The sequence below is a fragment of the Belnapia arida genome (assembly GCF_016773205.1).
GTDB classification, from domain to species: Bacteria; Pseudomonadota; Alphaproteobacteria; order Acetobacterales; family Acetobacteraceae; genus Belnapia; species Belnapia arida.
On sequence record NZ_JAETWB010000005.1, the window covers coordinates 47,226 to 65,294 of the forward strand.

General features: G+C 70.2%; 21 protein-coding genes and 2 riboswitches. Of the genes, 10 read left to right on the forward strand and 11 right to left on the reverse strand.

Annotated features, from left to right (window positions below):
- Positions 1 to 133: 133 nt before the first annotated feature.
- The 6 genes from JMJ56_RS13350 to JMJ56_RS13375 all read left to right on the forward strand — a co-directional run bounded on the left by JMJ56_RS13350 (position 134) and on the right by JMJ56_RS13375 (position 4,348).
- On the forward strand, positions 134 to 430 hold the full coding sequence (locus tag JMJ56_RS13350; protein ID WP_043338289.1) for an AtpZ/AtpI family protein: 297 nt from the start codon (positions 134 to 136) through the stop codon (positions 428 to 430).
- Positions 431 to 449: 19 nt separating this feature from the next.
- A complete protein-coding gene (locus JMJ56_RS13355) occupies positions 450 to 1,208 on the forward strand; it encodes a F0F1 ATP synthase subunit A (protein WP_043361064.1) in 759 nt (252 codons plus the stop codon).
- Positions 1,209 to 1,261: 53 nt separating this feature from the next.
- Positions 1,262 to 1,486, forward strand: coding sequence for an ATP synthase subunit C family protein (locus JMJ56_RS13360; RefSeq protein WP_043338292.1), 225 nt, complete (start codon positions 1,262 to 1,264; stop codon positions 1,484 to 1,486).
- A 59-nt stretch (positions 1,487 to 1,545) separates the two neighbouring features.
- Positions 1,546 to 2,148, forward strand: coding sequence for a F0F1 ATP synthase subunit B family protein (locus JMJ56_RS13365; protein ID WP_202832266.1), 603 nt, complete (start codon positions 1,546 to 1,548; stop codon positions 2,146 to 2,148).
- Positions 2,148 to 2,654: a F0F1 ATP synthase subunit B family protein gene (locus tag JMJ56_RS13370; protein ID WP_202832267.1), complete on the forward strand. Its 507-nt coding sequence runs from the start codon at positions 2,148 to 2,150 to the stop codon at positions 2,652 to 2,654. The genes JMJ56_RS13365 and JMJ56_RS13370 overlap by 1 nt, the downstream gene beginning before the upstream one ends.
- 119 nt (positions 2,655 to 2,773) lie before the next feature.
- Positions 2,774 to 4,348, forward strand: coding sequence for an ABC transporter substrate-binding protein (locus tag JMJ56_RS13375; protein ID WP_202832268.1), 1,575 nt, complete (start codon positions 2,774 to 2,776; stop codon positions 4,346 to 4,348).
- A 41-nt stretch (positions 4,349 to 4,389) separates the two neighbouring features.
- Here JMJ56_RS13375 and JMJ56_RS13380 read toward each other — a convergent pair whose 3' ends face one another.
- Both JMJ56_RS13380 and JMJ56_RS13385 read right to left on the reverse strand, forming a co-directional pair.
- Positions 4,390 to 5,466, reverse strand: coding sequence for a TRAP transporter substrate-binding protein (locus JMJ56_RS13380; protein ID WP_202832269.1), 1,077 nt, complete (start codon positions 5,464 to 5,466; stop codon positions 4,390 to 4,392).
- A 143-nt stretch (positions 5,467 to 5,609) separates the two neighbouring features.
- Complete coding sequence (locus JMJ56_RS13385; protein WP_202832270.1) at positions 5,610 to 6,701, reverse strand: TRAP transporter substrate-binding protein; 1,092 nt, start codon at positions 6,699 to 6,701, stop codon at positions 5,610 to 5,612.
- Positions 6,702 to 6,828: 127 nt separating this feature from the next.
- Between JMJ56_RS13385 and JMJ56_RS13390 the strand changes: the two genes are divergently transcribed.
- Positions 6,829 to 7,731, forward strand: coding sequence for an NAD(P)-dependent oxidoreductase (locus tag JMJ56_RS13390; RefSeq protein WP_202832271.1), 903 nt, complete (start codon positions 6,829 to 6,831; stop codon positions 7,729 to 7,731).
- On the opposite strand, the gene JMJ56_RS13395 is transcribed toward JMJ56_RS13390, so the two are convergent.
- The 8 genes from JMJ56_RS13395 to JMJ56_RS13430 all read right to left on the reverse strand — a co-directional run bounded on the left by JMJ56_RS13395 (position 7,728) and on the right by JMJ56_RS13430 (position 15,020).
- Positions 7,728 to 7,913: a hypothetical protein gene (locus JMJ56_RS13395; protein WP_202832272.1), complete on the reverse strand. Its 186-nt coding sequence runs from the start codon at positions 7,911 to 7,913 to the stop codon at positions 7,728 to 7,730. The genes JMJ56_RS13390 and JMJ56_RS13395 overlap by 4 nt on opposite strands.
- Positions 7,913 to 8,851 (reverse strand): alpha/beta hydrolase family protein, encoded by a 939-nt coding sequence (locus JMJ56_RS13400; RefSeq protein ID WP_202832273.1) that lies wholly within the window; start codon positions 8,849 to 8,851, stop codon positions 7,913 to 7,915. The genes JMJ56_RS13395 and JMJ56_RS13400 overlap by 1 nt, the downstream gene beginning before the upstream one ends.
- Positions 8,852 to 8,901: 50 nt before the next feature.
- Positions 8,902 to 9,228, reverse strand: coding sequence for a cupin domain-containing protein (locus JMJ56_RS13405; protein ID WP_202832274.1), 327 nt, complete (start codon positions 9,226 to 9,228; stop codon positions 8,902 to 8,904).
- A 17-nt stretch (positions 9,229 to 9,245) separates the two neighbouring features.
- Entirely contained in the window at positions 9,246 to 9,803 is a 558-nt protein-coding gene (locus tag JMJ56_RS13410; RefSeq protein ID WP_202832275.1) for an NUDIX hydrolase, read from the reverse strand.
- A complete protein-coding gene (gene gcvP, locus JMJ56_RS13415; RefSeq protein ID WP_202832276.1) occupies positions 9,800 to 12,697 on the reverse strand; it encodes an aminomethyl-transferring glycine dehydrogenase in 2,898 nt (965 codons plus the stop codon). Before gcvP ends, JMJ56_RS13410 begins: the two co-directional genes overlap by 4 nt.
- Positions 12,694 to 13,071: a glycine cleavage system protein GcvH gene (gene gcvH / locus JMJ56_RS13420; protein WP_202832277.1), complete on the reverse strand. Its 378-nt coding sequence runs from the start codon at positions 13,069 to 13,071 to the stop codon at positions 12,694 to 12,696. The genes gcvP and gcvH overlap by 4 nt, the downstream gene beginning before the upstream one ends.
- Before the next feature lie 12 nt (positions 13,072 to 13,083).
- Positions 13,084 to 14,190: a glycine cleavage system aminomethyltransferase GcvT gene (gene gcvT, locus JMJ56_RS13425; RefSeq protein ID WP_202832278.1), complete on the reverse strand. Its 1,107-nt coding sequence runs from the start codon at positions 14,188 to 14,190 to the stop codon at positions 13,084 to 13,086.
- A gap of 39 nt (positions 14,191 to 14,229) precedes the next feature.
- Positions 14,230 to 14,334: riboswitch (glycine riboswitch) on the reverse strand.
- Positions 14,335 to 14,437: riboswitch (glycine riboswitch) on the reverse strand. It abuts the riboswitch before it with no gap.
- A gap of 55 nt (positions 14,438 to 14,492) precedes the next feature.
- A complete protein-coding gene (locus tag JMJ56_RS13430) occupies positions 14,493 to 15,020 on the reverse strand; it encodes a hypothetical protein (RefSeq protein ID WP_202832279.1) in 528 nt (175 codons plus the stop codon).
- A gap of 107 nt (positions 15,021 to 15,127) precedes the next feature.
- Here JMJ56_RS13430 and ispH point away from each other — a divergent pair, with 107 nt between their 5' ends.
- The 3 genes from ispH to rnhA are packed head-to-tail and all read left to right on the forward strand — an operon-like array spanning position 15,128 to position 17,541.
- Positions 15,128 to 16,111 carry a 4-hydroxy-3-methylbut-2-enyl diphosphate reductase gene (gene ispH / locus JMJ56_RS13435; RefSeq protein ID WP_202832280.1) on the forward strand — a complete coding sequence of 328 codons (984 nt, stop codon included), beginning with the start codon at positions 15,128 to 15,130 and terminating at the stop codon, positions 16,109 to 16,111.
- A gap of 7 nt (positions 16,112 to 16,118) precedes the next feature.
- Positions 16,119 to 17,099: a homoserine kinase gene (locus tag JMJ56_RS13440; protein WP_202832281.1), complete on the forward strand. Its 981-nt coding sequence runs from the start codon at positions 16,119 to 16,121 to the stop codon at positions 17,097 to 17,099.
- Positions 17,089 to 17,541: a ribonuclease HI gene (rnhA, locus tag JMJ56_RS13445; protein ID WP_202832282.1), complete on the forward strand. Its 453-nt coding sequence runs from the start codon at positions 17,089 to 17,091 to the stop codon at positions 17,539 to 17,541. The genes JMJ56_RS13440 and rnhA overlap by 11 nt, the downstream gene beginning before the upstream one ends.
- A gap of 125 nt (positions 17,542 to 17,666) precedes the next feature.
- On the opposite strand, the gene JMJ56_RS13450 is transcribed toward rnhA, so the two are convergent.
- Positions 17,667 to 18,065, reverse strand: a complete 399-nt coding sequence (locus JMJ56_RS13450; RefSeq protein ID WP_202832283.1) for a RidA family protein — start codon at positions 18,063 to 18,065, stop codon at positions 17,667 to 17,669.
- Between the last annotated feature and the right edge of the window lie 4 nt (positions 18,066 to 18,069).

The following is an 18,069-nucleotide window of genomic DNA, read 5'->3' on the forward strand; positions in this document are numbered from 1 at the left end:
CTGCATGGACGACACATGAATCGGCTGAAAAACGCCCGCCGCTGCCGATAGCGGCGCGCGGTGGATTGACACTCCGCGGGGGGGGCCTTACGAGCCCGGTGCCTTCCGCCGGGGTCCGACGGAGGAGCGAGGGTTGAACGAGCGCGACGACTTCGAGCGGCGACTTCGGGAGGCACGGACCCGCCAGGGTCTCGACAAGCCGGCCGAGGACGCCAAGGGGGGTCTTCCGCCCGGTCCGATGGGGATCGGGTTCCGCGTCGGCGTCGAATTGGTCTCGGCCCTTGTGGTCGGGGTCGGTATCGGGCTGCTGCTGGACCGATGGCTCGGGACGAAGCCCTGGCTTTTCCTACTGTTCTTCGTGGCGGGCGCCGCTGCCGGAATCATGAACATCTACAGGCTGTTCAACCCGCGCAGTGGCCGGAAGATCTGACGCGACGGGAGAGGCAGCAGTGGCCGCTGAAGGCAAAGCTATCGACGCGCTGAGCCAGTTCGAGCTGGTGCCCTTCATGGGCGCCCTCGGCGAGTCCGTGCGCTTCAGCCAGTCCAACGCGCATATGCTGCTGGCCTTCGGCCTCATCACCGCGCTGATGATGTGGGGCACGGCGAAGCGCTCCATCGTCCCCGGCCGGCTCCAGGCGCTGGCCGAGAGCGGCTACGAGTTCGTCCATGGCATCGTGACCGGCCAGGTGGGCGACCAGGGCAAGCGCTACTTCCCCTTCGTCTTCTCGATCTTCATGTTCGTCCTGTTCGGCAACATGATCGGCCTGCTGCCCTACGCCTTCACCTTCACCAGCCACATCGCGGTGACCTTCGCGCTGGCCGCGCTGGTCTTCGTCGTGGTGACGGTGGTGGCGCTGGCCATCCACGGCACGCATTTCTTCAGCTACTTCTTCCCGGAGGGGGCGCCCAAGGCGCTCGCCCCGCTGATCATCCCGATCGAGATCATCTCCTATCTCTCGCGACCGATCAGCCTCTCCGTCCGTCTCTTCGCCAACATGGTCGCCGGCCACGTCATGCTGAAGGTGTTCGCCACCTTCGTCGTGATGATCGGCTCGGCGGCCGGCGTGCTGGGCCTCATCGGCGCGGTGCTGCCCATGGCGATGAACGTCGCCCTGGTCGGGTTCGAGATCCTGGTCGCATTCCTGCAGGCCTATGTCTTCGCCATCCTGACCAGCATCTACCTGCACGACGCGGTGCACCTGCACTAAGCCCCGCCGTCGTTCGGACCCTCCAACCACACCACCCCTGAAGGGACACTCACATGGAAGTCGCTGCCGCCAAGGCCCTCGGGGCCGGTATCGCCGTTATCGCGCTGTTCGGCGTCGGTCTCGGGATCGGCAACATCTTCTCCTCGCTGATCACCAGCGTGGCCCGCAACCCGGCCGCCCGCGACGCCGTCTTCCCGATCGGCATCCTGGGCTTCGCCCTAACGGAAGCGGTGGCGCTCTTCGCCCTGCTGATCGCCTTCCTCATCCTCTTCACCTGAGCATCGCTGAGAGGGGTGGCCGCCGGCCGCCCTTCTTCCGGCATGCAAGGGAGACGAGCATGAAGAAGACCATCCGGATCGCGACCCTGCTCTCGCTCGCCACCCTGCCCGCCATGGCGCAGGTGGCGTCCGAGCATCCGGGCGCGACCAGCAGCGCCGGCATGCCGCAGCTCGACTTCGGCAATCCCTGGACGATCGCCCAGGTCGTCTGGATGCTGATCATCTTTGGCGCCCTCTACTACGTGATGGCGCGCTATGCGCTGCCGCAGGTGGAGAGCGTGCTGGAGGCGCGGCGGGCGCGGATCGAGGGCGACCTCGAGAGCGCGCAGGCGGCGAAGCAGCGGGCCGATGCGGCAATGGCCGAGCATCAGGCCGCGACCGCCAAGGCACGGACCGAGGCTCAGGCTGCAGTCGGCGCCGCCACGCAGAAGGCGCAGGCCGAGGCCGCGGCACGGGCCGAGGCGCTCAACGCCAAGCTTGCCTCGCAGATCGAGGCGGCCGAGCGGCAGATCGCTTCGGCGCGGGACAATGCCATGGGCGCGCTGCGCCAGGTGGCGACGGATACCGCGGATGCGCTGGTCACCCGGCTCATCGGCCGGAGCGACAGCGCCGCGGTCGCCGCGGCGGTCGAGCGTGAACTCGCGGCGCGGGGGCGGGCCTGATGGATCACCACTACGAACACTTCTGGCTCGACCCGAAATTCTGGGTCGCGGTTTCCTTCGTCATCTTCTTCCTGCTCGTCGGGCGGATGGCCTGGGCGCGCATCACCGGGATGCTGGATGCGAAGGCGGACCGCGTGCGGGCCGAGCTCGCCGAAGCTTCCCGCCTGCGGGTCGAGGCGGAGGCGCTGCTGAAGCAGGCTGAGGCCGACCGCGCTTCGGCGCTGAAGGAGGCGCAGGATCTGCTGGCCCGCGCCCAGGCCGAGGCGCAACGCGTCGGCGAGGCATCGGCGGCGGAGGCCGAGGCCTCCGCCAAGCGGCGCGAGCGGATGGCGCTCGACCGCATCGCCGCGGCGGAAGCCGGGGCGGTGGCCGAGGTGCGCGGCGCGGCGACGGATATTGCCGTGGCGGCGGCGCGCAACGTCATCGCCGAGCGGATCGACGCCAAGGCGGATGCGGCGCTAATCGACGACGCGGTCGCGGGGCTGCCGGCGCGGCTGCGCGCCTGACGCTGCTTCACCTCCTGCGATTGTTGCGGATGGAGGCCGAAAGGCCTCCGTTCTGCTTTTCGGGCACCGCGCTCCGGGCTAGGCTCCCGCCGTCGATCTCGCTGGGAGACCAAGCAACAATGCGTCGTTTCGCCCTGGCTGCCGCCCTGCTCTGCGGCACCGCCCTCTGCGCCCAGGCCCAGACCTTCCGCTGGGCCAATGACGGCGACGTCAACTCGATGGACCCCTACACCAGGCAGGAAACCTTCCTGCTGTCCTTCGGCTCCAATTTCTACGAGCCGCTGGTGCGGCGGAACCAGCAGATGCAGCCCGAGCCGGCGCTGGCCGAGCGCTGGGAGCAGCCTTCGCCGACCGTCTGGCGCTTCCACCTCCGCCAGGGCGTGAAGTTCAGCGACGGCACGCCCTTCACCGCCGACGACGTGGTCTTCAGCGCCCAGCGCGCCCGTGCCCCCGGCTCCAACGTCCAGTCCGTGCTGGCCTCGGTGAAGGAGATCCGCAAGGTCGACGACCACACGGTGGAGTTCGAGACGCACCAGCCGAACCCCATTCTGATCCAGGAGATCACCAACTGGGGCATGTTCTCCCGCGCCTGGTCCGAGAAGAACAACGCAACGCGCCCGGCCGACCTCACCTCGCGCGAGGAGAATTTCGCCACCCGCAACGCCATGGGCACCGGCCCCTTCCTGCTGGTGAGCCGCGAGCCCGACCGCCGCACCGTGCTGCAGCCGAACCCCAACTGGTGGGACAAGCCGGTCCACAACCTTCAGCGCGTCGAGCTCAACATCATCGCCAATGACGCGACACGCGTTGCGGCGCTGCTGTCGAACGAGGTGGACTTCCTCTACACCGTGCCGCCCCAGGACGTGACGCGCATCTCCAGCACCCAGGGCGTGCGCATCATCCAGGGGCCGGAGCTGCGCACTGTCTTTCTGGGCCTGGACCAGATGCGGCCGCAGCTGCTGAAGTCCGATGTGCAGGGCAAGAACCCCTTCCAGGATGTGCGGGTGCGCCGCGCCATGCTGCTGGCGATCGACATGAACGCCATACAGCGCACCGTCATGCGTGGCCAGTCGCGGCCCTCGAACCTGCTCTACGGGCCGGGCGTGAACGGCTTCGTCGAGGCGGACGACGTGCGCCCGGCGGTCAATGTCAACGAGGCGAAGCGGCTGTTGACCGAGGCCGGCTACCCGAACGGCTTCGGCGTGACGCTGGACTGCCCGAACGACCGCTACGTCAACGACGAGGCGATCTGCACGGCTGCCGTCTCCATGCTCGCCCGCATCGGCATCCGGGTAACGCTGAACGCCCAGACCCGCGCCCGCTTCTTCGCCGAGGTGAACGCGCCGCGCTACAACACCAGCTTCTACATGCTGGGCTGGACGCCTACGACCTCGGATGCGCACAACTCGCTCTACAGCCTGGCGGGCTCGCGCAACGGCACGCGCGGCGTGTTCAACAACGGCGGCTACTCCAATGCCCAGTTCGACACCCTGGTCGACCAGATCGCGGTGGAAACGGACCCGGCCAAGCGCCAGGCGATGATCAGCCAGGCGAGCAAGATCCTGCAGGACGATGTCGCCTACATCCCGCTGCACCAGCAGCAGATCGTCTGGGCGGCGCGGCAGGGCGTCGAGGTGCCGCAGACGGCGGACAACTACATCCAGCTCCGCTTCGTGCGGATGCCGGCGCGATAGGCCAGGACGGGCCCGGGGAGGCTTCTCCCCGGGCCTTCTTTTTAGCTCCGCTCCACGATGGCGAGGAAATTGGCGCTGCTGTCCTCCGCCACCCGGAACCAGCTTTGCACGTCACGGCGGAAGCGGTCCCAATGCGTGTGCACCCGCTTGAAGCGCGGGTTGCGGTCGCCGATCTCGGCATAGGTGTCCTGCGTGGCCTTGTGGCAGGCCGCCAGCACCTCCCGCGGATAGGCGCGGAGCTGGGTGCCGCCGGCGACGAGCCGTCTCAAGGCCTGCATGTTCAGCATGTCGTAGCGCGAGAGGCTCCAGACGGTGGTCTCGCCCGTCACCACCTCCAGCACCTGCTGGTACTGCTTCGGCAGGGCCTCCCAAGCGCGGGTGTTGACCATCAGCTCGCTCTGCGAACAGGCCTCCCACCAGCCGGGGTAGTAGTAGTAGGGCGCGACGCGGGAGAGGCCGAGCTTCTCGTCGTCATGCGGCCCGACCCATTCGGCGCCGTCGACCACGCCACGCTCAAGCGCCGGATAGATGTCCGCCGCGCCGAGTTGCTGCGCGACGACGCCGAGCTTGGTCAGCACTGTCCCGGCGATGCCGGCGATGCGGAATTTCAGCCCGTTCAGGTCCTGAACGGTGCGGATCTCCTTCCGCAGCCAGCCGCCCATCTGCGCGCCGGTATTGCTGCAGGGCAGCGCCACCACCCCCTGGTCGCGATAGACCTCCTGCATGATCTCGGCGCCGCCGCCATGGTGGATCCAGGCCAGGTGCTGGCGGGCATTCAGGCCGAAGGGCATCACCGTGCCGAAGCCGAGCGTCGGGTCCTTGCCGATGTAGTAGTAGGCGGCGGTGTAGCCGCACTCCACCGTGCCGCCGCCGACGGCATCCATGACCTGCAAGGCCGGCACCAGCTCGCCGGCGGCGAAGGGGCGGATCTGGAAGGCGCCGCCGGTCAGCTCGGCGACGCGGCGGGAGATCATCTCCTGCACGCCCCAGAGCACGTCGGTCGATTTCGGGAAGCTGCCGGCCGAGCGCCACAGGATTTGCGGCTGAGCGGACGCAAGGTTCGGGGCTGCGAGCACCGGCGCGGCGGCGCCCGCGGCCAGGAGGCCACGGCGGTTCATGTTGGAATTCTCCCTAGCGGTTCTTGCTGGCCGTGCTCGGATGGGCGGCCTGCGGCAAGTCTAGCCAGGGGAAGCGGGACCGGCGAAGACGAAATCGGCGGACGTGGCCTCCGGCCGGGCAGGCCGCCCGGCCGGAGCCTGCTTCAGCGCTGCGCGGTCGTGGCGGCGAGGAAGTTGCCGAGCGAATCCTCGGCGACTCGCAGCCACTGGGTCTGCTCCAGCCGGAAGGCATCCCACTTCTCGTGGATGCGCTTGAAGCGCGGATTCGTCGCGCCGATCTCGGCATAGAGATCCTGGCTCGCCCTGTAGCAGGCGGTCAGCACGTCGCGCGGGAAGCCGCGAAGCTGCGTGCCGGAGGCGATGAGGCGCCGCAGCGCGGCCGGGTTCAGCACGTCGTAGCGCGCCGCCATCCAGTGCCAGCCCTCGGTGCAGGCGGCGTTGAGCACGGCCTTGTACTGCGCCGGCAGGTCATCATAGGCGCGGGCATTGACCATCATGTCGATGGAAGGCGAGTACTCCCACCAGCCGGGGTAATAGTAGTACTGGGCGACGCGGTTGAAGCCGAGCTTCTCGTCGTCATAAGGCCCGACCCATTCGGCGCCGTCGATGACGCCCCGCTCCAGCGCCGGGTAGATGTCCGGCCCGCCGATCTGCTGCGTCACCACGCCGAGCTTGCCAAGCACGTTGCCGCCATAGCCGGCGATGCGGAATTTCAGCCCCTTCAGGTCCTCGACCGACTTGATCTCCTTCCTGAACCAGCCGCCCATCTGCGCCGCGGTATTGCCGGCCGGGATGCCGACGACGCCCTGGTCACGGTAGACCTCGGCATAGAGGTCCCGCCCGCCGCCATGGGTCAGCCAGGCCCAGTGCTGGCGCGTCGAGAGGCCGAACGGGATGCAGGTGACGATCGCCAGCGAGGGATCCTTGCCGAGATAGTAGTAGCCGCTGGTGTAGCCGCATTCGACATTGCCGTTGCCGACCGCGTCGAGCACCTGCAGCGCGGGCACCAGCTCGCCGGGGCCGAAGACCTGGATCTGGAAGGCGCCGTCGGTCATCTCCGAGACGCGCTTCGCGATGAACTCCTGCGTGCCATAGAGCGTGTCGAGCGATTTCGGGAAGCTGCCCGGGCAGCGCCAGCGGATGCGTGGTTGGGCGGAGGCGAGGTTCGGCGTGGCCAGCACAGCGGCGCCGGCCGTGCCGGCGGCACCCGTCGCGATGAAGCGGCGGCGATTCATGCAGGATGACTCCCTTGGTCCGGTTTCCTGGCGCCAGATTGCGCGGAATGCGCTCCTGGCGCAACGACCGGGTGGCTTTTCCGCCGCGCGGCGCGGTGGCACTTTGCGCGCCTTTGAGGAGGGACGCATGAGCGACAGGATCGGGTTCATCGGGCTGGGGCGGATGGGGCGGGGCATGGCCTCCAGCATCCGCCGCAAGCAGCATCCGCTGACGGTGCACGACATCGCGCCGGGGCCGGTGGCGGCGCTAGAGGAGCTGGGCGCGGCCTCGGCCGGCAGCGCGGCGGCGGTGGCGCAGGCGAGCGACGTGGTGCTGACCATGCTACCGGGGCCGCGCGAGGTGCAGGCCTCGATCCTCGGCACCGACGGCATCCTCGCCAACATCAAGCCGGGCGGGCTGGTGATGGACATGTCGACCGTCGATCCTGAGACGACGGATGCGCTGGCGGCCGCCTGTGCGGCGCGCGGCATCGGCTTCGTCGACGCGCCGGTCGGGCGACTGGCCTGGCATGCGGACCGGGGCGAATCGCTCTTCATGGTCGGCGCGAGCGATGCCGACTTCGCGCGCGTGAAGCCGCTGCTGGAGGCGATGGGCAGCACCATCCACCATTGCGGCGGCCCCGGCGCGGGGACGCGGACCAAGCTGGTCAACAATTACCTCGCCATCATCCTCTGCCAGCTGAATGCCGAGGCGCTGTCGCTCTCGGCCGCCTTCGGCCTCGACCTCGAGAAGACGCTCGAGGTGCTGCATGGGACGACGGCGACCAACGGGCAACTCAAGGTGAACTGGCCGAACAAGGTGCTGGCGGGCGACACCGAGCCGGGCTTCGCCATCGATCTGGCGCACAAGGATCTGTCGCTGATCGTGCAGGCGGCGAACGCGGCGAAGGTGACGCTGCCGGTGGCGGCGATCGCGCGCGAGGCTTTCAGCAGCGCGCGTGGCCGCGGCTGGGGGCAGAAGGACTTCTCGGCAATGCTCGACGCACAGTGCGAGCTGGCGGGGATCAAGCCGCCGCGGCTGAAGGGCTAGTCGTCGCGCCCGCCCGGCGTGCTGTCGGTGACCCCGGGCGGGTCGGGATAGAGGTCGGAAGGCACCTTCGCCTTAGGGTTCGTGGTGGTGCCGCCCTGCTGGACCTTGGCCGCCGTCGTCTTCGACTTGGGGTCGGCGGAGTTCATCGTCTCCGAGGCACCGGTCGGGCTCTTGTCCGTCATCAGCCGAAATCCTTGCAGGTAAGGCGGTCGCCCGGCACGAGCAGGCCGGACATGCCGGCGAACAGCGCCGCGCGCGCCGCGGCATCTCCGAGCAGCGTGGCGCGGAGGAAGGCCACGGCAAGCCCCGCCGTGCGGGCGTGGAAGGCCGGGTCGGCCCAGCGCGGGCCGGCGGCGCGCTCATCGGCGAAGGCGGCATGGGTGGCGCCGGCCAGCACGGCCAGCGCCTGGGGCGGGCCGCTGATGGAGTGGAAGGGCAGCTCTCGGTCCTCCGCCGTGGCGCCGTCGATATAGCCGGAATCGAGCGTGCCAGTGACATGCAGCATCGGCCGGGCGATGCGGCCGAAGGCGAAGCGGGGCGACAGGCCGCGCGGCGGGATGGGCGAGAGGGCGATGCCCGCCTTCAGCCGCGCATCCGGCAGGGCGAGGCCGTGGTCGCCGCCGGGCAGGCGCTGGCCGAGCATGTGCTGCACCAGCCAGGCGCCGTAGGAGTGACCGGCGATGGCGAGGCGCGATGCATCCACCCGCTCCCGCAGGCCGGGGCGGCGGGTCAGCTCGCCCAGGGCGAAGATGCCGTCCTGGAGCCGGGCGAAGGCTTGGCCGGTATCGAGCGCGGCAGCGGCCATGGTGGCGGAGATGTCGGTCCGGCCCTGCCAGATGCCGGCATCGGTGCCGGGATGCTGGATGTGGAGGACGAGGAAGCCCGCCTCGGCCAGCGCCTGGCCGAGATAGGCGAGGCCCTCGCGCGAGCCGCCGAGCCCGTGCGAGACCAGCACCGCAGGCGCGGGCGCCTCGGCATCGGGCAGGCGGATCAGCGCCGGCAGGCGGCGGTTACGGGCCGGGTCAGTCCAGTCCTCGCAGATCATGGGCACAGGCGCGGCGGCCAGGGGGGCGGGGATCGTGGCGAGGCCCGCGAGGGCGAGGAGGCGGCGGCGCTGCATCGGGTCCGGGACGGGTTCACCCGGGCGGAACGCCGCGTGCCGCTGGCGGTTCAGGCGGCCTCGCCGCCCTTCGGTCCGTAGAGGATCATCCAGGCGCCGAAATCGGCCGAGAAATCCTCGAAATGGTGCTCGCTGCCGGCGGGGGCGAAGATCAGGTCTCCGGCACGGCAGGGGGTGAGGTCGCCGTCGCAGCGGAAATGTCCCTCGCCGGAGGCGACGACATAGACCTCGTCGCGATCATGCGGCGTCTGGTTGTCTATGCCGAAGGGAGCATACCAGCGCAGGTCGAGCGAGCCGTGGCGGAAGACGTCGACGGAAACGCGGCCGGGCAGATTGGGCAGCCGTGCGGCGTGGGCGGCGGCGAAGACATGCGGCATGAAGGCGTCCCTCCCCTTCAGGCGCCTATCCGACCGCGTTCCCTCAGGGCGAGCAAGAGGCTACCCACATGGTTGGCATTGCCGATCAATCCCTCGGCCAAGCCGGCGAGGACGCTGGCGAGGGGCAGGACCTCCACCGCGATTTCCTCGCCATGGTCGAGACGCTGGCCGGAGGTCGGGACGGCGCCCTCGGCGAGGACGACATGGACGCGGTTGCCGGCATGAGCGGGGTCGTTCCGCAGGCTGGTGACCAAGTGGAAGGAGGGGGCGTCGTAACCCGTCTCCTCGGTGAATTCGCGGCGCGCGGCCTCGGCCGGGTCGGCCTCGCCCGGTTCCACCATGCCGCCGGGGAGTTCGAGCGCGATGGCGCCAAGGCCGGGGCGGAACTGGCGGACCAGCACCAGCCGGCTATCCGGCGTCAGCGCCACGACATTCACCACGTCGGGCCAGTCGAGCATGTACCAGGGGTCGAGGACCGCGCCGTCCCCGGTTTCCCAGGATTCGGCGCGGAGATGGACCCAGCGGTCGCGGTGGACGGTGCGGTTGCCCGTCCGCCGCCAGGGCTTCGGCGTCACTCCGCGGCCTGGAGGTGCATCCGCTCCGCATAGGCCTCGAGCGGTGCGCAGGTGCAGACCAGGTTGCGGTCGCCATGCACGTTGTCCACGCGCTTCACCGGCGGCCAGTACTTGTGGGCGCGGACGAAGTGCAGCGGGAAGGCCGCCTCCTCCCGGCTGTAGGGGTGCGTCCACTCGCTCGCCATGACCTCGGCGGCGGTGTGGGGCGCATTCTTCAGCGGGTTGTCGGCGCGGTCGCTGCGGCCCTGCTCCACCGCGCGGATCTCGGCGCGGATGGCGATCATGGCGTCGCAGAAGCGGTCTAGCTCCTCCTTCGGCTCGCTCTCGGTGGGCTCCACCATCAGCGTGCCGGAGACGGGCCAGGACATGGTCGGCGCGTGGTAGCCGTAGTCCTGCAGCCGCTTGGCGATGTCCTCGACCATGACGCCGCCGCCCTGCTGGAAGCCGCGGCAGTCGAGGATGCACTCATGCGCCACCATGCCGCGCAGGCCCCGGTAGAGCACGGGGAAGTGCCCCTCAAGCCGGCGGGCGATGTAGTTGGCGGAGAGGATGGCGACCTGGGTCGCCCGCGTCAGCCCATCGGCGCCCATCATGCGGATATAGGCGTAGGAGATGGGCAGGATGGCGGCGCTGCCGAAGGGCGCCGAGGAGACGGGGCCATAGCCCGTCGCCGGGCCGGCGCCACGATGGAAGGGGTGGTTCGGCAGGTGCGGCGCCAGGTGGGCCGCGACGCCGATCGGGCCGACGCCCGGCCCGCCGCCGCCATGCGGGATGCAGAAGGTCTTGTGCAGGTTCAGGTGGCAGACATCGGCGCCGATGGCGGCGGGCGAGGTCAGGCCGACCTGGGCGTTCATGTTGGCGCCGTCCATGTAGACCTGGCCGCCATGCTGGTGGACCAGGGCGCAGATCGCCTTGATCTCCTCCTCGAACACGCCGTGCGTGCTGGGGTAGGTGACCATCAGCGCGGCGAGCCGGTCGGCATGCTGCTCCGCCTTTGCGCGGAGGTCGGCGAGGTCGACATTGCCGTCGCGGTCGCAGCCGACGACGACGACCTTCATCCCCGCCATCACCGCCGAGGCCGGGTTGGTGCCATGGGCGCTGGAGGGGATGAGGCAGACGTTGCGCTGTTCATTGCCTTGGGCGCGGTGCCAGGCGCGGATGGCGAGCAGCCCGGCATATTCGCCCTGGCTGCCGGCATTCGGCTGCAGCGAGACGGCGGCGAAGCCGGTGACGGCGCAGAGCCAGCCCTCCAGCCGCTTGATCATCTCGAAATACCCCTCCGCCTGGTCCTCCGGCGCGAAGGGGTGGATGTCGGCGAAGCCGGGGAAGGTGACCGGGATCATCTCCGCGGTCGCGTTCAGCTTCATCGTGCAGGAACCGAGTGGGATCATGCTGCGGTTCAGCGCGACATCCTTGTCCTCGAGCCGCTTGAGGTAGCGCAGCATCGCATGTTCGGAGTGATGGCTGCGGAAGACCTCGGCGGTGAGGTAGGGGGTGCGGCGGGCGAGCGCCTCGGGCAGGCTGGCCTCCGGGCGCAGCGCATCAAGGGCGCCGCCGCCGAGCAGGTCGGCCAAAGCGGCGAGTTCGTCGCGCGTCACCGTCTCGTCGAGGGCGATGGAGACGCAGCCGGCCTCTGTGCGCCAAAGGTTGAAGCCGCGCGCGACGGCGCCCTGCATCAGCGCATCGGCGCGGTCGCCCGCCTCGACGGCAATGGTGTCGAAGAAGGCGTCGTGCCGCAGGGTGAAGCCGCCGCGGCGGGCGGCATCGGCCAGCAGCCGGGCCTGGAGGTTCACGCGGCGGGCTATGCGCGCCAGCCCCTCCGGCCCGTGCCAGACGGCGTACATGCCGGCCATGACGGCGAGCAGCACCTGGGCGGTGCAGATGTTGGAAGTCGCCTTCTCACGGCGGATGTGCTGCTCGCGGGTCTGGAGGGCGAGGCGCATGGCGGGGTTGCCGGCGGCATCGACGGAGACGCCGACAAGGCGGCCGGGCAGCAGGCGCTTGAGTGCGTCCTTCACCGCCATGTAGGCGGCATGCGGCCCGCCATAGCCGAGGGGGACGCCGAAGCGCTGGGTGCTGCCGATGACGACATCGGCGCCCATCTCGCCGGGCGGCGTCAGCAGGCAGAGGGAGAGCGGGTCGGCCGCGACGATGGCGAGGCCGCCCACGGCCTGGACCGCGGCGATCTCGGGGGCGAGGTCGCGCACCTCGCCGGTGGTGCCGGGGTAGTTCAGCAGCAGGGCGAAGGGCTTCTCGGCCGCGGCGGCCTCGGCGATGCCGGCGGGCGGGGCGACGACGACGCGGAGGCCGACGGGCTCGGCGCGGGTGCGGACCACGGCCAGGGTTTGCGGATGCAGGTCGGCGGCGACCAGCAGCGTGGTCGATTTGCCCTTATGCGCGGCATGGGCGAGCGCCACCGCCTCGGCCGCCGCCGTGCCCTCGTCGAGCAGGGAGGCATTGGCGACCGGCAGGCCGGTGAGGTCGGCGACCATGGTCTGGAAATTGACCAGCGCCTCCAGCCGCCCCTGGGCGATCTCCGCCTGGTAGGGCGTGTAGGCGGTGTACCAGCCAGGATTCTCCAGCACGTTGCGGAGGATCACCGGCGGGGTATGGGTGCCATGGTAGCCGAGGCCGATCAGCGACTTCGCCCGGCTGTTGCGCTCCGAGAGGGCGCGCAGCTCGGCGATGACCTCGGCCTCCGTCGCCGGCGGCGGCAGGGCCGAGAGGTCGGCTCCGGCGATGGCGGCCGGCACGGTGCGGGCGGCCATCTCCTCGAGGCTGGCGGCGCCGACGAGGCGCAGCATCTCGGTGATGTCGTCCGGCCCCGGGCCGATATGGCGGCGGGCGAACTCCGTGCCTTCCTCCAGCGCGGCCAGTTCGGCGAGGGCGCTCATGCCTGGCTGTCCACGAAGGCGGCGTAGGCGCTCTCGTCCATCAGCGCGGCGACGGCGCCGGCATCGGCGGGCTCGATCTTGAAGAACCAGCCCTCGCCGGTCGGCTCGCGGTTGATGAGGCCCGGATCGTCGGTCAGGGCGGCGTTCACCTCGACGATGCGGCCGGCGATCGGGGCATAGACGTCGGAGGCGGCCTTCACGCTTTCCACCACGGCGATGGCCTCGCCGGCCGCCACCTCGCGCCCGACCTCGGGCAGGTCGACGAAGACCACGTCGCCGAGGGCGTTCTGCGCATGGTCGGTGATGCCGATGGTGGCGGCGTCGCCGTCCGCCCGCACCCACTCATGGTCCTGGGTGTATTTCAGCTCTGGCATGGGTCGGTGTCCTCAGCGGGCGTAGCGGTGGGGAACGAAGGGCATGGGCGCGATGCGGGCCGCGAGGGGCTTGCCGCGCACGATCAACTCGATGGCGGTGCCGTCGGTGGCATGGGAGCGGGCGACATAGGCCATGGCCATCGGCCCACTGAGCGAGGGGCCGAAGCCGCCGGAGGTGATGCTGCCGATGGTCTCGCCGCCAGGGGCATGGATCATCGTCTCGCCGCGGGCCGGCTGGCGCCCCTCGGGGCGGAGGCCGACGCGGACACGCGCGGTGCCGTTGGCCAGCTCCCCGCGCACCCGCTCGGCGCCGGGGAAGTCCCAGGCCATGCGGCGGCGCTTGCCGATGGACCAGGTGAGAGCAGCCTCCACTGGGCTTGTCGCCTCGTCGATATCGGTGCCGTAGAGGCAGAGCCCGGCCTCGAGCCGCAGCGAATCGCGGGCGCCGAGGCCGGCGGGCTGGACGCCGGGCAGGGCGAGAAGGACCTTCGCCAAGCGCTCGGCCTCGCCGGCGGGGGCGCTGATCTCCCAGCCATCCTCGCCGGTATAGCCGCTGCGGCTGGCGATGACAGGAATGCCCTCGATCTCCGCCTCGGCCACGCCCATGAAGGAGAGCGCGGTGAGCGCCGGGGCGAGCGGCCCGATCGCCGCCGCGGCGCCAGGGCCCTGGAGGGCGAGCAGGGCGCGGTCCGGCAGGCGGCGGAGGGTGACGCCCGTAGGCAGCACCGATTCGATCAGGGCGAAGTCGTCATGCTTGCGGCTGGCATTGACGACGAGAAGGAGTCGGTCGCCGCGGTTGGCCACCATGAAGTCGTCGAAGATGCCGCCCTCCGGCGTCATCAGCAGGCCGTAGCGCTGGCGGCCGGGCTTCAGCGCCTGGATATCGGCGGGCGTCACCTGCTCCAGCGCCGCCGCCGCGCCTTCGCCGACGAGTTCGGCCTGGCCCATATGGGAGACGTCGAACAGCCCGGCATGGCTGCGGACATGCAGATGCTCGGCCATGATCCCGGCCGGGTACTGCACCGGCATGGCATAGCCGGCAAAGGCGACCATCCGCCCCCCAAGGGCACGGTGCAGGCCGGCGAGCGGCGTCTCAAGCAGCGATTCGGTCTCGGCCACGGGTCCCCCGGCCGCATCTGCGGCGTGAGTTGAAGTCCGTGGCCCCCCTCTGTCCGGTGAACCTGAGAGATTCGGCGGCGGCCTTGGGCCGGGCCTTACTCCTTCGGTGCCGGTGCCTTGCGGCACCAGGCTTTCCAGAGGTCCCTTCTCCGCGCGGCCCTTCTGCCTGAGCGTTTCCGGGGGCCGGTTGCGCCTTCGGCGGGGGCGCCCGGTTGGCCGGACCTCCCCTCTCTCCCGCGCGGTATCTGCGGGTGCGCTTGTCTAGCCCGGCCGGGGCCGGCGGCGCAATGGCGTGCTGCCGATCAGCGCGGCCCGCGACGGCGGTTCAGCGCCAGGTCCTGCTCGGTAAGCTGGAAGGAGACGAGGATGCGGTAATCCCCCGCCTGCCGATTCGCCCCGACCGGCAGGCTGATGGAGACCGGCGCGCTGTCCACCGTGCTGCGCGTCTCGTTGCGGCCGAAGACCACCCGGTCGGTGAAATTCTGGCGGCTGAGGATGGTTTCGGTCTGCCGGTCGAGCACCGCAACGAACCAGGGCAGGTCGACGCTCCGGCCCTCGGAGGCCGGTCCGCGCTCCACGCTGAAGCCGGCGGTCATCTGCATCTGGATGCTCCGCTCGCCCCGCCCGGCCTTGCAGCTGCCGTTGATGCTGACCAGCTTCGCATCGAAATCGAGGCCGGTGAGGTCCTGTGCCCCGCCCGGGCGGTAGCGGGTGAGATCCGCCCCCTCACCCAGCAGGCCAGGGCTGGGGCAGGCGATCGGCAATTGGGTGCCGGTTCCGGCGCCGCACCCGGCCAGAAGCAGCGCCAACAGGACAACTCTCCACCGCATCACCATATCCCCCTTGAGCCCGGACGGCGGGCCGCTAGTGTGCGCCCCGCCCACTGTGCCCGCCGGCCCTTCGGCACGGCAAATAGCGCCAGCGAGCGAGAGGCACCATGGACCTGCACCCCCACGCGCCCGAGCGCAACCTGCCCCGGCTGAATGTCCTTCTCGCCGGTCCCCGCGGCTTCTGTGCCGGCGTGGACCGCGCGATCAAGATCGTGGAGGAGGCGATCCGCCGCTACGGCGCCCCCGTCTATGTCCGCCACGAGATCGTCCACAACCGCTTCGTGGTCGAGAGCCTGGAGCGGCAGGGCGCCATCTTCGTCGAGGAGCTGGACGAGGTGCCGGACGATGCGCCGGTCGTCTTCTCCGCCCATGGCGTGCCGAAATCGGTCCCGGCCGAGGCCAGCCGCCGCAAGCTATTCTACCTGGACGCGACCTGCCCACTGGTCAGCAAGGTCCACCGCGAGGCGGAGCAGCATTTCAGCCGCGGCCGGCACATCCTGCTGATCGGCCATGCCGGGCATCCGGAGGTGGTCGGCACCATGGGCCAGCTGCCCGAGGGCACCGTCACCCTGATCGAGGATGCCGAACGCGCCCGCACCACCCCGGTGCCGGTGGACCGGCCGCTCGCCTTCATCACCCAGACCACGCTCTCGGTCGACGACACCACCGACATCGTGGCGGCGCTGCGCGAGCGCTTCCCCGACATCCACGCGCCGGCGAAGGAGGATATCTGCTACGCCACCACCAACCGCCAGGCGGCGGTGAAGGCGATCGCCGACCGGGCGGAGCTGATGGTGGTGGTGGGGGCGCCCAACTCCTCCAACTCGTTGCGCCTCGTCGAGGTCGCGGAGCGTGCCGGCTGCCCGAAGGCGGTAATGGTGCAGCGCGGGCGGGACCTCGACCTGTCGCTGGCCGGGGGACTGCGTACCATCGGCGTCACCGCCGGCGCCAGCGCGCCCGAGGTGCTGGTGGAGGAGGTGCTGGCCCGGCTGCGCGAGCGCTTCGAACTTGCCATCGAGGAGGTGGTGGTGGCGGAGGAGACCATCACCTTCAAGCTGCCCAGCGCGCTGCAGACCGAGGGCGCGCGCTGACCCGACCATGGCCGTCTATACCGAGGTCACCGACGAGGCGCTGCGGGCCTTCCTCGCCGCCTACCCGCTCGGCGGGCTGCTTGCCTTCCGCGGCATTGCCGAAGGGGTTGAGAATTCCAATTACGCGCTGAAGACCGAGGCGGGCGACTTCATCCTCACTCTCTACGAGAAGCGTGTCGACCCGGCGGAGCTACCCTGGTTCCTCGGGCTGATGGAGCACCTCGCGGCGCACGGGCTGCGCTGCCCGCAGCCGGTGCAGGCGCGCGACGGGGTGGCGCTGCGCCAACTCGCCGGGCGGCCGGCGGCGATCTGCACCTTCCTTCCCGGCGTCTGGCCGCGGCGCGTCCGCCCCGAACATGGGGCGCCGCTCGGCGAGGCCCTGGCGCGCCTGCACGCAGCGGGTGCCGAATTCACAGCGGAGCGGCCGAACGGGCTTGGCCCGGCAAGCTGGGGACCGCTGCTCGATCGCTGCCGGTCGGGGGGCGATGCGGTGCAGCCGGGCCTGATCGCCGAGCTGGACAGGCGGCTGGCGGCGATCCTCGCTGCCTGGCCGGCGCCGGGGCTGCTGCCGGTCGGGCAGATCCATGCCGACCTGTTCCCGGACAATGTCTTCTTCCTGCCAGGCGCGGACGGGAAGCCCGAGGTGTCCGGGCTGATCGACTTCTACTTCGCCTGCACCGACCTGCTCGCCTACGACATCGCCGTCTGCCTCAATGCCTGGTGCTTCGATGCCGACGGCGCCTACAACGTGACGCGGGCGCATGCGGTGCTCGCTGCCTACCAGCGCATCCGCCCGCTCGCTGCCGAGGAGCGCGCGGCGCTGCCGGTGCTGTGCCGCGGGGCGGCCATCCGCTTCCTGCTCACCCGCCTCTACGACTGGACGGCGACGCCGGCCGGCGCGCTGGTGACTCGGAAGGATCCAATGGAATACTTGGCGAAGCTCCGCTTCTTCGCCGCTGCGGAAGGACCGGGCGCCCTTGGCCTCTGACGAGACGCAAGCACCGGTGGAGATCTGGACCGATGGCGGCTGCAAGCCCAATCCCGGCCCGGGCGGCTGGGCGGCCATCCTCCGCTATGGCGAAACGGAGCGGGAATTCTCCGGCGGCGATCCGGCGACGACCAACAACCGCATGGAACTGATGGCGGCGATCAGCGCGCTTGAGGCGCTGAAGCGCCCCTGCCGCGTGGTGGTGCACACCGACAGCGAGTATGTCCGCAACGGCATCAGCCGTTGGATCAATGGCTGGGTGCGGAACAACTGGCGCAATTCGGCGAAGGAGCCGGTCGCCAACATGGCGCTGTGGCAGCGGCTGCTGGCGGCGGCCAAGCCGCATCAGGTGGAATGGCGCTGGGTGCGCGGCCATGCCGGCGACCCGATGAACGAGCGGGCGGACCGGCTGGCAACGGAGGCGCGGCTGCGGCTGGGCTGAGGTGCTGCCGGCCTATCCATGTCCCGTCCCCGGACAATGCAGGCCACCGCGCGCAGGTCGGCCCATCTCCGGCCTGCGCCGGGAAGCAGGATCCGGCCGGGCCGCCCCTGCCGCCTCCGGCTCCATCAGGCCGCCTGGGGAATGCGCGCGATGACCTTGATCTCGAAGTCGTAGCCTGCGAGCCAGGTCACGCCGACCGCGGTCCAGTTCGGATAGGGCGGTGCGCCGATGGCCTTGTCGCGGATGGCCATCACCGTCTCGAACTGTGCCTGCGGGTCGGTGTGGAAGGTGGTGACGTCCACCACATCGTCGAAGCTGCAGCCCGCCGCCTTGAGCACGGTATTGAGCCGGTGAAAGGCCAGCTCGACCTGCTTGGCAAAGTCCGGCTCAGGCGAGCCATCCTCGCGGCTGCCGACCTGGCCGGAGACGAACAGCAGGTCGCCTGATCGGATCGCCGCGGAATAGCGATGCTGCTCGTACAGTGCCTGCCGTCCGGGCGGGAAGATCGCGTCGCGCTTGGCCATGGCT

Coding starts and splice junctions, on each gene's coding strand:
- JMJ56_RS13365 (WP_202832266.1), top strand. CDS start 1,546: ATGAAGAAGACCATCCGGATCGCGACCCTGCTCTCGCTCGCCACCCTG.
- JMJ56_RS13375 (WP_202832268.1), top strand. CDS start 2,774: ATGCGTCGTTTCGCCCTGGCTGCCGCCCTGCTCTGCGGCACCGCCCTC.
- JMJ56_RS13430 (WP_202832279.1), bottom strand. CDS start 15,020: ATGCGGTGGAGAGTTGTCCTGTTGGCGCTGCTTCTGGCCGGGTGCGGC.
- JMJ56_RS13440 (WP_202832281.1), top strand. CDS start 16,119: ATGGCCGTCTATACCGAGGTCACCGACGAGGCGCTGCGGGCCTTCCTC.
- JMJ56_RS13385 (WP_202832270.1), bottom strand. CDS start 6,701: ATGAATCGCCGCCGCTTCATCGCGACGGGTGCCGCCGGCACGGCCGGC.
- ispH (WP_202832280.1), top strand. CDS start 15,128: ATGGACCTGCACCCCCACGCGCCCGAGCGCAACCTGCCCCGGCTGAAT.
- JMJ56_RS13370 (WP_202832267.1), top strand. CDS start 2,148: ATGGATCACCACTACGAACACTTCTGGCTCGACCCGAAATTCTGGGTC.
- JMJ56_RS13380 (WP_202832269.1), bottom strand. CDS start 5,466: ATGAACCGCCGTGGCCTCCTGGCCGCGGGCGCCGCCGCGCCGGTGCTC.
- JMJ56_RS13395 (WP_202832272.1), bottom strand. CDS start 7,913: ATGACGGACAAGAGCCCGACCGGTGCCTCGGAGACGATGAACTCCGCC.
- gcvP (WP_202832276.1), bottom strand. CDS start 12,697: ATGAGCGCCCTCGCCGAACTGGCCGCGCTGGAGGAAGGCACGGAGTTC.
- JMJ56_RS13450 (WP_202832283.1), bottom strand. CDS start 18,065: ATGGCCAAGCGCGACGCGATCTTCCCGCCCGGACGGCAGGCACTGTAC.
- JMJ56_RS13390 (WP_202832271.1), top strand. CDS start 6,829: ATGAGCGACAGGATCGGGTTCATCGGGCTGGGGCGGATGGGGCGGGGC.
- gcvH (WP_202832277.1), bottom strand. CDS start 13,071: ATGCCAGAGCTGAAATACACCCAGGACCATGAGTGGGTGCGGGCGGAC.
- JMJ56_RS13400 (WP_202832273.1), bottom strand. CDS start 8,851: ATGCAGCGCCGCCGCCTCCTCGCCCTCGCGGGCCTCGCCACGATCCCC.
- JMJ56_RS13405 (WP_202832274.1), bottom strand. CDS start 9,228: ATGCCGCATGTCTTCGCCGCCGCCCACGCCGCACGGCTGCCCAATCTG.
- JMJ56_RS13360 (WP_043338292.1), top strand. CDS start 1,262: ATGGAAGTCGCTGCCGCCAAGGCCCTCGGGGCCGGTATCGCCGTTATC.